At 47.1% G+C, this 13,805-nt stretch carries 12 protein-coding genes; all 12 read right to left on the bottom strand.

The genetic code is table 11. The features are described 5' to 3' along the window. Positions 1-220: 220 nt before the first annotated feature. Positions 221-478 carry a DUF3243 domain-containing protein gene (locus tag M1D67_RS09640; protein WP_020451452.1) on the bottom strand — a complete coding sequence of 86 codons (258 nt, stop codon included), beginning with the start codon at positions 476-478 and terminating at the stop codon, positions 221-223. Positions 479-548: 70 nt separating this feature from the next. Then, positions 549-1,280, bottom strand: coding sequence for an elongation factor P 5-aminopentanone reductase (gene ymfI / locus M1D67_RS09635; protein WP_020451451.1), 732 nt, complete (start codon positions 1,278-1,280; stop codon positions 549-551). An 87-nt stretch (positions 1,281-1,367) separates the two neighbouring features. Continuing rightward, complete coding sequence (gene yfmH, locus M1D67_RS09630; protein WP_101560847.1) at positions 1,368-2,654, bottom strand: EF-P 5-aminopentanol modification-associated protein YfmH; 1,287 nt, start codon at positions 2,652-2,654, stop codon at positions 1,368-1,370. Then, the gene (gene yfmF / locus M1D67_RS09625; RefSeq protein WP_020451449.1) at positions 2,651-3,931 is read right to left on the bottom strand and encodes an EF-P 5-aminopentanol modification-associated protein YfmF; all 1,281 of its coding nucleotides are present in this window, start codon (positions 3,929-3,931) and stop codon (positions 2,651-2,653) included. The genes yfmH and yfmF overlap by 4 nt, the downstream gene beginning before the upstream one ends. A gap of 139 nt (positions 3,932-4,070) precedes the next feature. Next, positions 4,071-5,276 (bottom strand): bacillibactin exporter BcbE, encoded by a 1,206-nt coding sequence (bcbE, locus tag M1D67_RS09620; protein WP_031305147.1) that lies wholly within the window; start codon positions 5,274-5,276, stop codon positions 4,071-4,073. Between the two features lie 137 nt (positions 5,277-5,413). Further along, positions 5,414-6,139 (bottom strand): GntR family transcriptional regulator, encoded by a 726-nt coding sequence (locus M1D67_RS09615; protein ID WP_020451447.1) that lies wholly within the window; start codon positions 6,137-6,139, stop codon positions 5,414-5,416. A 132-nt stretch (positions 6,140-6,271) separates the two neighbouring features. Beyond that, complete coding sequence (locus M1D67_RS09610) at positions 6,272-8,620, bottom strand: DNA translocase FtsK (protein ID WP_023857194.1); 2,349 nt, start codon at positions 8,618-8,620, stop codon at positions 6,272-6,274. Positions 8,621-8,739: 119 nt separating this feature from the next. Next, a complete protein-coding gene (locus M1D67_RS09605; RefSeq protein WP_003181904.1) occupies positions 8,740-8,955 on the bottom strand; it encodes a YlzJ-like family protein in 216 nt (71 codons plus the stop codon). Further along, entirely contained in the window at positions 8,952-9,698 is a 747-nt protein-coding gene (locus M1D67_RS09600) for a ClpP family protease (RefSeq protein ID WP_020451445.1), read from the bottom strand. Before M1D67_RS09600 ends, M1D67_RS09605 begins: the two co-directional genes overlap by 4 nt. A gap of 102 nt (positions 9,699-9,800) precedes the next feature. Next, positions 9,801-11,465, bottom strand: a complete 1,665-nt coding sequence (gene rnjB, locus M1D67_RS09595; protein ID WP_020451444.1) for a ribonuclease J2 — start codon at positions 11,463-11,465, stop codon at positions 9,801-9,803. Positions 11,466-11,612: 147 nt separating this feature from the next. Continuing rightward, complete coding sequence (dapA, locus tag M1D67_RS09590) at positions 11,613-12,482, bottom strand: 4-hydroxy-tetrahydrodipicolinate synthase (RefSeq protein WP_020451443.1); 870 nt, start codon at positions 12,480-12,482, stop codon at positions 11,613-11,615. 30 nt (positions 12,483-12,512) lie between these two features. Then, a complete protein-coding gene (dapG, locus tag M1D67_RS09585) occupies positions 12,513-13,727 on the bottom strand; it encodes an aspartate kinase (protein ID WP_020451442.1) in 1,215 nt (404 codons plus the stop codon). Between the last annotated feature and the right edge of the window lie 78 nt (positions 13,728-13,805).

The raw sequence follows: 13,805 nt of genomic DNA, 5'->3' as shown, positions 1-13,805 counted from the left end.
GCAAAAATTTACCTTCCTTTATCATAAAGCATTTTGTCTCAATTAGAAAGCAGAATGTTGTGATTAAATAAGAAAAACGTCCGTTTCCCATAATCGGGAAAAACCCGCTGTAACGGCGCCTGGATGATGTTTACCCTATCGGGGCGGAAAGCAAACAACAAAAGCGGTGCCGCTGACAAAGCCGCGCCTATAAAAAAGAGAGAGTGAACACACTCTCTCCTTAATGCGAGCCGTTGTTTTCAACAAGCTTAACCATCACATTCGCAATGGCGCGCTGCTCTTCTTCGGAAGCCACGCTCCAAAGGTCCGCGAGCACTCGTTCTTGATGGTTTTTTGAATCAACCTCACCGGCCAAATAATCGCCGATCTCATATGCGAGATCTGAGATGGTTTCGTTTGACATTCCTCTTTCTTGGGCATAGTTCAAACGGTCGCCCAAAAAGTTTTTCCACTGATCCCAATTATCCAGTACGGACATATCAGGCCCCTCCATTCTCTTGAAGTTACAGCCTTATTATTCTCTGGGGGACCGCAAACTATACATGTTTTTAACAATGCCAGCCGCCATTAACTGACAAAATTTGACCCGTGATATAAGATGCCTTAGCCGAGAGCAGAAACAGCACGGCGTCCGCAACCTCTTCGGCTTCGGCGAGCCTTCCCATCGGAATCTCATCGGCGATCATCTCTTCTTCCTCTTTTGAAAACGAGCCCATCATCCTTGTTTTCACAGCGCCCGGAGAAACGGCGTTGACTCTGATGCCGCTTGGCGCAAGCTCTTTTGCGAGGGCTTTGACAAACACATTTTGCGCGCCTTTTGTCATGCTGTATAAAACTTCGCACGACGCCCCTGTTTCACCCCAAATGGAGCTGACAGCTACAATTGCGCCGGATTTTTTCCTGATCATCGCCGGCAGCAGATTCCTCGTCAACAGAAACGGGCTTGAGACATGGAGCTGCACCATGTCCTGCACAGCCTCATCAGTCATGTCTGTCACAAGCCCGCGAAAGCTTTGACCGCTGTTTAAGACGATGCCGTCAAGCGCCCGCCCGCCGATGGAAGCGGAAACGGCTTTTGCGCCGCCGGGGTCGGATAGGTCGCCGTGAATGATTTCGGCGTGAATGCCGTATGTATGTGACAGCCTTTCTGCAAGTGCTGCGGCTGCCTGCTCATTTGTATGGTAATGGAGGAGAAGATCATACCCGTTTTGCGCCAGCTTTTCGCTGATGCTTTGCCCGATTCCGCCGCTTGCACCGGTGATAAGAGCGAGTTTTGTCATACTATGTTTCCACCTTTCCGTTCAAAAGAAGAAAGGTTCAGCGTGCATCGGAAAATCTCCTGACACGCTGAACTTTCAGACCTTGCTTTATGATTTAGGAACGACTTTGCAGACGGTGATTCTGTCTTCTTCGATTTCTTCCTGAATGACGCGGTGAACGTCCTCAAGCGTAATCGATTCGAGTACAGTGACGATATCAAACAGACTCGTCTCCAGAAAAGCGTACCGTGTAAACTGGTTGGCGATATACTCAGGCGAATTCATCGATTTTAAGAAATTGCCGATTTTTTTCTTTCTAGCCAGCTCCAGCTTTTCGGCTGTGATCGTTTCTTTCGCCTTGAACAGCACTTGTTTCAGCTCCTCGGCAAGCTTGTCGGGCTCAGGCGTATCGCCGCCGACAGAGACGAAACCAAATCCGTGTTCTTCAGTATAGTCATAGCTGAATGTCTCATCGATATATCCTTTTTCATAAATTCTTTCATAATCGCTGGAGCTTTTGCCGAACAGGCACTCGAGAATGAGGTTGATGGTCAGCTCATGCTTCAGCAGGGCTTCTCCCGTATTCATCGGATGAGCGCTTTTTAAACCGACGAGACATTTTGAGCTTTGAACATTCATTTTAATTTCCTGTTCTTTTTTGAATACGGCTCCAGGCTCTTTAACTTCTTTGCGAACGATTTCAGGCTGGTCTGTATACGGCTTTTTCTGCTGATTTTCGCGGACCTGGCGGATGATCGCTTCGGGATCGACCGGACCAACGACAAACAGCAGCATATTGCTCGGGTGATAGAACGTCTCATAGCATTCGTACAAAAGGTCTTTTGTAATATGCGAGATGCTTTCGATCGTGCCTGCGATATCAATCCGGACAGGATGCTCCTGGTACATGTTTTCGATCAAGCCGAAAAACAGACGCCAGTCTGGGTTGTCGTCATACATGTTGATTTCCTGTCCGATGATGCCTTTTTCCTTCTCAACCGTTTTTTCCGTAAAGTAAGGGTCCTGCACAAAATCGACGAGCGTTTCCAAGTTTTCTTCCACGTTGGACGTGCTCGAAAACAGGTAGGCCGTTCTGGTAAAGGAGGTAAACGCATTTGCCGAAGCTCCCTGCCTGCTGAATTGCTGAAAAACATCGCCGTCTTCTTTTTCGAAGAGCTTATGCTCCAAAAAGTGTGCGATTCCGTCAGGCACACGGACCATTTCTTCTTTTCCGAGCGGGACAAATTGATTGTCAATCGATCCGTATTTTGTTGTAAAGACCGCATATGTCTTGTTAAATCCTTCTTTCGGAAGAACATAGACATCGAGGCCGCCAGGCATTTTTTCGTAATATAATGATTCCTTCAGCTGTTTAAATTCGATCGTTTTCGTCAAGATGCTCCCTCCGTCCCTTTGAGAAAGTACGTTGTATCCAAATCGATTTTCTTCCCGACTTCGATAATCTCGGCTTTTCTGACGTTGTCGATTCGTCCAAGCCAGTCTTCAAGAGAAAATTCGGTTTGGGCGGCAGCCTGCTGATAAATAAATTCGACTAAGCCGTACGGTGTATCAAGCGTTTCAAGAATCTGGTTTTTAATGACCGCTTTCGTCTGGTCGATCGCTTCTTCTGTAAAGCTGCCTTTTTTCATTTCCTGGAACTGCTCCTTGATGATGTCAACGGCTTTTTGATAATTGCCGACTTCAATCCCCGACATCACCATCATCAGCCCTTTAAAGCTTTCGATTCTGGAAGCTGCATAATAGGCAAGGCTGGCCTTTTCCCTGACATTAATAAACAGCTTTGAATGTGAAAATCCGCCAAACAAACCGTTAAACAGCTGAAGCGCCGGATAATCATCATCCGTAAAATGCGTTCCCGTCCGAAATCCCATGTTCAGCTTGCCTTGCTTGACATCCGCATCCTCGACGACTTCCTGAGGCTCCTTTGCGCGGATTTGCTCAAGCTTGGGAACGGGTCTCAGCTCCCGCTCGTTTACTTCGAAGTATTTGGAAATGTACGAATCCACCTGCTGTTCATCCACATCCCCAACGACGTAAATGTCGAGCTGGTCTTCTGTGACCGCTTTTTGATAAGCTTCATACAGGCTTTGAGGCGTGATGCCGTCCACATCATCAAGCTCTCCATTGACGTGAAGCGCGTATGGCTCATCTTTGCACATCACCTGAATCAGCCTCAAATTTGAATAGCGCATTTTGTCGTTATATACCGCCTGTATTCTTTGCTTTAGTGTGCGTTTTTCCTGAGACACGTACAGCGGCAGAAAAGCTCCGTCTTCAAGCGCCGGCGAAAAAATGATCTCTGACAAAAGCTCGAGCCCTTTTTCCAGAAGCGGTGTCTGATCCTTTAAAAATTTTTCGTTTGCGATATCGAGCCTGAATGTAATAACATGCATTTCCCCTTTTTTGGAGAGATCGCATGATACGGAAGTGCCGTAAAGTTCATCAAGATACATTCTGAGTTCTGAAGTTTTGGGGCGGGTGCCCGTTCCCCGCAAAAGCACATGCGGAAAAAGCGCCCTCTCTGTCACATCTTCCTTTGTTAAAGGAGCAAGCATTTTAAAAATAATCGAGACGGTTTTAAATTTTTCCGTTTTGACGATGTGGCTTGTCAATCCGCGGTGCTTTCTTTTTATTTCGTTAAGGTATGTCATATAGAACCTCCTTCGTCCTTGTTTATATTATGTATTATGACCACATTTCAGCATATGCGCTTGGACTGTATGGTTGTAATTATATCAACTGGAGGAGATTTAAGGAAACTAAAAACCTTATGAAAAAGACGGTGCAGATTTACACCGTCTTTGCCGCTTCACTTTCGTCTTCTTTCGGGTCGATATTAAACAGCACAAGCGCTAAGGCGGCTAAACCGCACAAAAGCGATACGATGAATATCAGCCAATCCGCATTTGTCATCATATAGGCGAAAACCGGCGGTCCGAGCGCAACCCCGATAAACCGCATACTGTTGTAAAACGAAGATATCGTGCCGCGTTCTTCTTTTTCAATTCCCTCGGTAATCAGCGCATCCAAAGAAGGGAGTGCAATTCCGATCCCGATGCCGCCGATGGACATAAATAAAAACAGCGGGTAAAAGCTGTGGTTCCACCACAAACCGGCAAACGACAGAGACAGCAGGACCATGCCGGTCAGTACGCAGGCCTTCATTCTGATTTTGTCGTTTCCGATCAGCTTTCCGGCAAGGTAGGAGCTGACGGAAAGGAAAAGCAGCGGAATGCTGAGAAGCGCTCCTTTTGCAATCCCGTCAATTTGATGCTGCTTCTCCAATGTATCCGACAGGTAGAAGAGAACTCCGAATAAAAGAAACATAATGATCCCGCCGATGACAAAAATGGAAACAAGCCATCGTCCTTCCCGTTTAAATATCTCCTGTACGTTTTTTGCGAAATTTTTTAATGTTTGCTTTTCATCATCTTTGTCCTTCGGTTTGGGAACAAAGAACAAGACGAGAAAAAAGCTGGCAAGAGACACGACCGGAATAAACCAAAATGGCATGTACCAAACCCAAGATGCTAAAAAAGCCCCTAATATCGGGCTTAATACTTTACCGGCAGTATTGGCCGTCTCTATATCTCCGAGTCCCGCGCTGATTTCTTCATCTTTTTGAAAAAGATCGCCGATAAACGGCATGACGATCGGGGCTGCGCCGGCTGATCCGATACCTTGAAGGACGCGCCCGGCTAAAATCATCGCAAACGGATCTTCGAAAAAAGTTGAAGCCAAACCTGCCAAAGCTCCTCCAGCTCCCGCGATTACAAGACATGGGAGCATGATCTTTTTTCTTCCGAACCGGTCTGACATATAGCCGGTAATCGGGATGCATAAAATCGCCACGATAGAGTAAACCGTGATGATCAGCGACACTTGGAACGAAGAAATGTTTAATTTTTTTTCGATCATCGGCAAAACCGGAATCAGCATCGAATTGCCTAGCGTCATCACAAGCGGGACCGAAGACAGCGCAACAATGCTTTTCATGTCTTTTTTTCTGCTCAACTTTTTTTCACCCAATTCATCAGTATTTCCATCTGTTATTGTTCCGTGATGCGGGCTTATTTATGTATGGGCGCTAATGGGCAAAAAAAAACAGCCGCTCCTAATCGAGCGCCCGTATATCAAAAACGTTTTCTGACGACGTGAAATCTGAATTTATCGGCCCGAAAATAGTTTAAAGAATATAAAACGGGCTTATCGTTTTGGTCATAATGAGTCTGTTTGAGCAGCAGCAAAGATGTTTCAGGATCGCATTCGAGAATTTGAGAAATGGTGTCGTGATACCCGATCGGCACAATATCGGCAACAGCATAGCTGATCACGGCGCCGGATTTGTCCTCAAGCCATTCAAACATCGATTCCTGCTCGTGAGAAAAGCCTTCCGGGAGGATATCCACAGGTATTTTATCAAGACAGTAGACAACAGGCATTCCATTTGCCGTTCTCACCCGCTCAAGCAAAAAGATCTCGGTTTCTTCCGCATATTGAAACCGGAGCATATCTTCTTCGGTAGGAGCGGTAACCTGTGAAGACATAAAAATGGTTCCCGGCGTCATGCTTGCCTGCTCGATCATTTTTGTGACGCTGTTCAGCTGCTCAATACCAGATAGAAATAACGGCCTGGCATTTACAAAGCATCCGACCCCGTGCCTTCTGATGATGACGTTTTCTTCTTCCAGCATTCTAAGCGCTTCACGCAAAGCCGTTCTGCTCACACCAAGCATCTTTGACAGCTCAAACTCAGACGGGAGCCGTTCATTCTCGCAAAAGACCCCATTTTGAATATCATCTTTTATCCGATCAATCACTTTTAAACATAACCGTTGATTGTCAGCTTTTATCGACATGTTTTCCCTCCGTCTGACAGATCAGATTCAAATTACCTTTAATTGAGGATAACTATATCATGTTTTGTCAAATAAATAAATAGACGTTTTCCAGTTTACATAATGAAATTATGTAAAACAAGAACTCTCTTCTTAAGAAGAGAGTTCTTCATATTGCTCTTTTGACAAGAGGACTTCACGGGGCTTTGAACCTTCATAAGGGCCGACGATTCCCCGCTCTTCCATGGCATCGATAAGCCGCGCCGCTCTTGTGTAGCCGATGCGGAATCTCCTTTGCAGCATGGACACGGACGCCGTCTGCATGCTGACGACAAGCGCAACCGCTTCGTCGTAAAGATCGTCTGTCACTTCGCTGACCGTTTCCTGCGTCTCTTCTGGAATCATTTCTTCTTGGTATTGGGCTTTTTGCTGGGTGATGACGTGATCGACAACTTTTTCAACTTCTTCATCTGACAGGAAGGCCCCTTGGACGCGGAGCGGTTTGTTGGCGCCGACAGGCAGGAACAGCATGTCCCCTCTGCCGAGAAGTTTTTCAGCGCCTCCCATATCAAGAATCGTTCTGGAGTCGGTCTGCGACGATACGCTGAAAGCGATCCTTGACGGAATATTGGCTTTAATAACCCCTGTAATGACATCGACCGAAGGCCGCTGCGTCGCGATGATCAGATGGATTCCCGCCGCCCTTGCCATTTGCGAAAGCCTTGTGATCGAGTCTTCCACATCAGAGGAAGCGACCATCATCAGGTCGGCAAGCTCGTCCACGATCACAATGATGTATGGCAGCTCCGGCTGCTTTGCTTCTTCTGCGGCATTCATCCGTTTAATATAGTCGTTATACCCTTCGATATTTCTCGTTCCCGTGTGAGAAAACAATTCGTAGCGCCGCTCCATTTCGTTGACGACTTTCTTCAAAGCCTGCGATGCTTTTTTCGGATCTGTCACGACGGGCGCGAGCAAATGCGGAATCCCGTTGTAGACGTTGAGCTCGACCATTTTCGGGTCGATCATCATCATCTTCACTTCGTGGGGCTTTGCCCTCATCAAAATGCTTGTAATAATCCCGTTGACACAGACGCTTTTCCCGCTTCCTGTCGCTCCTGCAACAAGAAGATGGGGCATTTTGTTCAGCTCTGCCAATACAGCTTCTCCGGAAATGTTCCGGCCGAGTCCGATCATCAGCTTTGCATCCGGCCGGTCATTCAGTTTCGATTCGAGCACTTCTTTCAAGGAAACCATCGCGACTTCCGCATTCGGGACTTCGATTCCAATCGCCGATTTTCCGGGAATCGGGGCTTCGATGCGGATATCTTTGGCCGCGAGCGCAAGAGCCAAGTCATCACTTAAATTGACAATTTTGCTGACTTTGACGCCCACATCAGGATAGACTTCATATTTCGTTACGGCCGGGCCGAGATGAACCTGGGTGACTTTCGCCTTAACTCCAAAGCTTTGAAACGTCTTTTCCAGCTTCCTGGCATTGTCGTAAATATTCTTTTTATCCGCCTGCTGCCCTGTGTGCTTCGGCTCATCCAGCAATTGAATCGACGGAAGCTGATAATCCTTGTTTTCAAGCTCTGTGAACGTGATCTCGGGCGCGCCTGTAGCCTGCATGTCCTCACCGGCTTCAGGCTCAGGAGAATGCTCGGCAGGGGCAGGCGCCTGAGCTTCGTACGCTTGAACTTCGGGTTTTTCATCACGGTCGGAAAAGCTTGAAATAATCGGTTCTGACTGAATCACCGGATCTGGATCAAGCTCCGCTTCTTGTACAGGCTCTTCAGACACTTTCGGTTTTCTCTGCGCCTTTTGTTTTTTTCCTGATTTCTTTTTGGGCGAACTGCTTTTCAATTGTTTAATGTCTGCTAAAAAGGCCTGCCACTGGTTTTTAATGAAGGACGCGACCGGGGTCATCCATTTGATCAGCGTCTCCTGCAGCGAACGGTCCGTAATCAAAAGAAGGCCGATCAAGATCAGGAAGACGGCGATGATTTTAGACCCTGCAGATGCAAACAGAAAGTATGACGCCGCAAATAAAACGGCTCCAATCATTCCGCCTCCAAGATCAGGTGATCCTGTCTCGCCTTTTACATCCATCAGAAACAGCTCCCACGTATTTTGGATTACGCTCGGAGACTGAACGATTCCCCTTTCGGTCAAATGCTGAAACAGCTGGACATGGGAAAGAAGCAGCATGCTTGCGATGATGCAGTAAAGGCCCGCTTTTCTCCTTGTTAAAAAACTGGGTGTTTTCTTCTTCCAAAATAAAGACACACCCGTTAAAAAAAGGCCGAGAAAGCAAAGGATGAACCATTCACCGGCGAAAAAGCGGAACATGTAAATGAACGTTTGCCCTGCTACGCCAAGCTGCAAAACCGCAATAATCGAGATGGCGATACAGATTAATCCGTACAATTCAAATTTAAGATGAATCCGTTTTTTTCCTTGTTTTTGTTTCTTTGTTGATTTTCGTTTTCTTTTTGCCATGTTCCATCACCTTACTGCGTGTTAAAAAATGTAAAAACAAAGAGAAAGCAGCCTTTTTTCGGCTGCGATTTTCCTCTGGATTCCCCTATTATAGCATATTTATCCTTGCGACACTTCAGCTATTTATAAAATGTCAGTTTAAGCGTCTGCCCAGGTGCTGTTTCTTGTTTTAAAAAATCCATCGGGTTCGTGCTGAGAACTTGGACGACTCTTGCTTCCTCTCCGTTCATTTCGACTAAAAGGGGCACGCCGTTGACATCGATCTGTTTTAAGTTCGAGTTTTCCGCCTGCCCTGCGAACACGATTTCCTGCGGCATTGTCGTATACAGAATCATTGGATCATCCCTTCCTGGGCGCCTTTGTTTTGTTCGATTAATTCATTCAGCTTTTGAATCGCCTGTCCGACTCCGCCGGTTTCATCGATTAATCCGTATTTCACGGCATCGTTTCCTACGACATTCGTCCCGATATCGCGGGTCAAATTGCCTTTTGAAAACATCAGTTCTTTAAATTTGTCTTCCGATATGTTCGAATGACTTGTCACGAAATTGATGACCCTTTCCTGCATTTTATCGAGATACTCAAATGTCTGCGGCACACCGATGACAAGCCCTGTCAGTCTGACCGGATGGATCGTCATCGTCGCTGTTTCAGCGATATAGCTGTGGTCGCAGGACACCGCAATTGGAACTCCGATTGAATGTCCGCCGCCCAGCACGATAGAGACCGTCGGCTTTGACAGAGACGCCAGCATTTCCGCAATCGCAAGACCCGCTTCAACGTCTCCTCCGACCGTGTTTAAGATGATGAGCAGCCCTTCGATTTTAGGATTCTGCTCTACTGCAACGATCTGGGGAATCACGTGTTCATATTTTGTTGTTTTATTTTGGGGAGGAAGCTGTACGTGACCTTCAATTTGCCCGATAATGGTCAGACAGTGAATGTTGGTATCCTGACCCATTTGCGGGAGTGTCGTTTCGCCGAGCTGCTGGATTTTGTTGACGAGACTGTCTTTTGCGTCCGGCTTAGCCGGCTGCTCCCCCTGGCTGTCCCCGTTTTGTATCCGGTTTGAGTCCATCTGGCTCACCTCTTTCTCGAGTTTCTTTTGTATTATGGACAATGGCGTTTTTTTCATTCAACGCAAAAGGCATGAAAAAAAACCAAGAGAAATCTCTTGGTTTTATACTTCCATGATGATTGGAATGATCATTGGTTTTCGTTTCGTTTTTTCGTATAGGAACTGGTTTAGTGCGTCACGCATCGCCTGTTTTAAGGCGGACCATTCGACGACGGCGTTTTCTGTGCTTTCGTTGACGAGTTCCCTGACAAGTTCCGTCGCTTCAACGATCAGCTGTTCAGATTCTCTGACATAGACAAAACCTCTCGTGATAATTTCGGGTCCTGATACAAGATGTTTTTTCTTTTTATCAAGGGTAATCACAACGATTAAGATTCCGTCCTGGGACAGAAGACGGCGGTCTCTGAGCACGATATTGCCGATGTCGCCGACACCGAGTCCATCGATCAAAATATTGCCTGAATGCACTTTATCGCCGATTTTCACGTTTTGTCCGCGGAATTCCACGACGTCTCCTTTTTCAATCAGGAAAATGTCGCTCCGTTTCATACCGATTTCTTCGGCAAGCTTGGAATGCGCTTTTTGCATTCTGTATTCACCGTTTACGGGGATTAAATACTTCGGCTTCAGCAGGTTGAGCATCAGCTTCAGTTCTTCCTGACAGCCATGGCCTGATACATGGACGCGTTTTTGGGCGAAAACGACCTGCGCGCCCGCTCTTGTTAAGAGGTCGACCGCTTTGGAGTAGACAAGCTCCTGACCCGGAATAGGGGAGGATGCGATCAGGACGGTATCCCCTTTCTCAATGTCGAGCTGCTTATGCCCTTGTTTTGCGATCCTGGTCAATGCGGCGAGCGGCTCTCCATGGTTGTCCCCTGTCAAAATCGCGACTTCTCTTTTCGGATACTTTTTAACTTCTTGGACAGGGATGAACAGATCTTCATCTGCCGTGACATACCCGAGCTTCATCGCCAGCTGGAGTATCGTCGAAATATTTTTTCCTGAAACCGCAAGCTTCCTGCCGTTTTGGAGCGCGGCATCAATGACCTGCTGAATCCGGTTAAAGTTAGACGCGAACACGGCAATAATGACGCGGTTTTCGGCATTGTACATTACATCGGATATCTCTCCGCCGACGACTGCTTCTGAAGGCGTATAGCCCGGTTTCTCAGCATTGGCACTGTCGGAAAGCAGGCACAGCACACCGCTGTTGCCGATTTTGGCAATTTCGCCGATGTCGCTTGTCTGGTTTAAAACAGGTGTCTGGTCAAATTTAAAATCGCCAGTGCACACGATGGACCCGAGGGATGTTTTAAAGCTGACACCGACGGAATCCGGAATGCTGTGATTTGTTTTAAAGAATGACACCTTTGTCGATTCAAATGTAATAACGGATTTTGAATGAATTTCTCTTAAATCGGGCTTTTTGTTTACACCGTACTGCTTCAGCGTTTCCTTTAAAAGGGCGAGCGTCAGCTTCGTTCCGTAAACAGGCACAGAAAGTTTGTTCAGGCAGTAAAATACGCCGCCGATGTTTTCCTCATGCCCGTGTGTGAGAAAAATCGCCTTTACGCGGTCAGATCGTTCAATTAAATATGAAATGTCAGGAATGACCACATCGATACCCAGCATTTCATTTTCTGGATGCATGAGACCGGCGTCAACCACGAATATGTCAGAATCAATTTCAATGACATAAAGGTTTTTTCCGATCTCTCCGACGCCTCCTAAGGCGATAATTCTAATATTTTCTGTATTTTTTTTCAAATTGTAATCCTCCTAATCTAAGTACCCGTCCATCATCACTTGTCCCTATTATACCTGAATCTAAATTTAGAAAACAAGAACCATTATGTATATGACAAACGGTCATCCCCTCCAAAAGAGAATGACCGTTTTCGTCCGTATTGTTTTTTACAGGCCGTTCATCAGGCTGCTTAAACGGAGTCGTTCATCTTCATTTAGCGGAATCAAAGGGAGCCGGACGGACCCGACATCAAGACCCTTCAGCTGAAGAGCCGTCTTTAATGGAGACGGATTCGGTGCGGCAAAAAGCCCTTTCATCAGCGGAAGCAGCTTTTGGTGGATCAAAGCAGCTTGAGCCGTGTTCCCCTCTGTATAATGTTTGATCATTTCCTGCATTTCCGGTCCGATGATATGTGATGCAACGGAAACGATTCCTCTCGCTCCTACGGACAAGGCCGGCAGTGTCAGGCTGTCATCTCCTGAATAAACGGCAAAGTCCTCAGGGGTTTCAGCTACGATTTTTGTAATCGCATCTAAGTCGCCGCTCGCTTCTTTAATCGCAATGATATTCGGGATCTCCGCAAGGCGGATCGTCGTTTCCGGTGCGAGCGAAGCAGCCGTTCTTCCCGGTACATTATAAAGCATGACAGGCAGTGACGTTTCCTCCGCAATCGCTCTGAAATGGCGGTACATGCCTTCCTGAGAAGGCTTGTTGTAGTACGGAGTGACGAGCATGACGGCGTCAGCGCCGGCTTCTTCAGCTTTTTTCGTCAGCTTGATCGACGCTTTCGTGTTGTTGCTTCCCGTGCCGGCGATGATCGGGACGCGGCCTGCCGCTTCCTTGACGGAATATTGAATGAGCGCTACCTTTTCTTCTTCGGAAAGCGTCGGCGATTCTCCGGTTGTTCCGGCAACCACCAGGGAATCCGTCCCATTGTTTATTAAATAATCGATCAGCTTTGACAGTTTTTGAAAATCGATATTTTCATTTTTGTCAAAGGGCGTAACCATTGCGGTTGCGATATTTCCGAAATTCATTTTTTTCACCTCATCATGATTCAATCATATTTATTTTGACAGTTCAAACACTTCATGCAACGCATTCACGGCCGTCGCCATATTTTTCTCGTGCACGAGCACCCATATCGTCGTATGGCTGTCAGCAGACTGCAAGATCGGAATGCCTTTTTCTGATAAAGCGGTAACGATTTTTGAGGTAACGCCCGGAACGCCCATAATTCCCGCGCCAACTGCTGACACTTTCGCGCAATTTCTTGTCACGGCCGGTTCATAGCCCAATTCTTTCAGGATGCCAGAGGCGCGGTCGGTCATGTTTCCAGCCACCGTGTAGACAATTTCACTTGGTGTAATATTGAAGAAATCGACGCTGATGCCGGCATTCGCCATCGCTTTAAACACTTCAGTCTGTACGTTATATTGTCCTTCTTTTGCCGGGACTTTAAACTGTGTCACGTCTTTCACATGGGCGATGCCAGTGATAAGACGCTCAAAAACGTCGCTTCCGGCTTTTGAGTTGTGATGGCTTGTGACGAGCGTGCCCGTCTCGTTTGAATAGGTTGAACGCACGCGGATCGGCACTTTCGCCTGCATTGCGATTTCAACGGCTCTCGGGTGGATCACCTTGGCCCCCTGATAGGCTAAATTACAGATTTCCGTATAGGTAATCACAGGCAGCGGCTTCGCTTTTTCAACGATGCGCGGATCAGCGGTCATGACGCCTTCGACATCTGTATAAATATCGATAAATTCCGCGTCCAGCGCCGCGCCGAGCGCAGCGGCCGATGTATCGCTTCCGCCGCGGCCGATCGTTGTAATGTCCCCTTTTGCAGTCGCGCCTTGGAAGCCTGCGACGACAACCGCATCATGGTCGGCCAGCATGCTGACAAGCCGCTCCGGCTTCATTTCGAGAATCTTTGCATTCGTATGGTTGTTGTCCGTTAAAAAGCCCGCTTGCGCACCGGTTAAAGCAGCTGCTTTAATCCCGTTTTCCAAAAGCATGCTGGCGAACACAACAGAGGAAATCGTTTCTCCGCATGATAAAAGCATATCCTGCTCGCGCTCGGTAATCGTATCCTGTCCGCCGTAAAGCAGATCAAGCAATGAATCAGTCGCATACGGATCGCCTTTCCGGCCCATGGCCGATACGACGACAACCGCTTTGTATCCTTCATTGACCGCTTCCTGAATATGGCTTAAGGCAAGCTTTCTGCCGCGGTCATCTTTTACAGACGTTCCGCCGAATTTTTGAACGATGATTTTCACTTTATTTCACTCCAAGTTGATTTCGGACGTAACAGAAGAGAGCAGGCTTTCATTTTTGCCTCACTCTCTTCTCACATC

The organism is Bacillus sp. PK6-025 (assembly GCF_056530265.1).
The sequence above is the reverse complement of the archived record's forward strand: the minus strand, read 5'-3'. Positions and strand labels throughout refer to the sequence as shown.

Coding starts and splice junctions, on each gene's coding strand:
- M1D67_RS09640 (WP_020451452.1), bottom strand. CDS start 478: ATGTCCGTACTGGATAATTGGGATCAGTGGAAAAACTTTTTGGGCGAC.
- ymfI (WP_020451451.1), bottom strand. CDS start 1,280: ATGACAAAACTCGCTCTTATCACCGGTGCAAGCGGCGGAATCGGGCAA.
- yfmF (WP_020451449.1), bottom strand. CDS start 3,931: ATGACATACCTTAACGAAATAAAAAGAAAGCACCGCGGATTGACAAGC.
- bcbE (WP_031305147.1), bottom strand. CDS start 5,276: ATGAAAAGCATTGTTGCGCTGTCTTCGGTCCCGCTTGTGATGACGCTA.
- M1D67_RS09615 (WP_020451447.1), bottom strand. CDS start 6,139: ATGTCGATAAAAGCTGACAATCAACGGTTATGTTTAAAAGTGATTGAT.
- M1D67_RS09610 (WP_023857194.1), bottom strand. CDS start 8,620: ATGGCAAAAAGAAAACGAAAATCAACAAAGAAACAAAAACAAGGAAAA.
- M1D67_RS09605 (WP_003181904.1), bottom strand. CDS start 8,955: ATGATTCTGTATACGACAATGCCGCAGGAAATCGTGTTCGCAGGGCAG.
- M1D67_RS09600 (WP_020451445.1), bottom strand. CDS start 9,698: ATGGACTCAAACCGGATACAAAACGGGGACAGCCAGGGGGAGCAGCCG.
- dapA (WP_020451443.1), bottom strand. CDS start 12,482: ATGAATTTCGGAAATATCGCAACCGCAATGGTTACGCCCTTTGACAAA.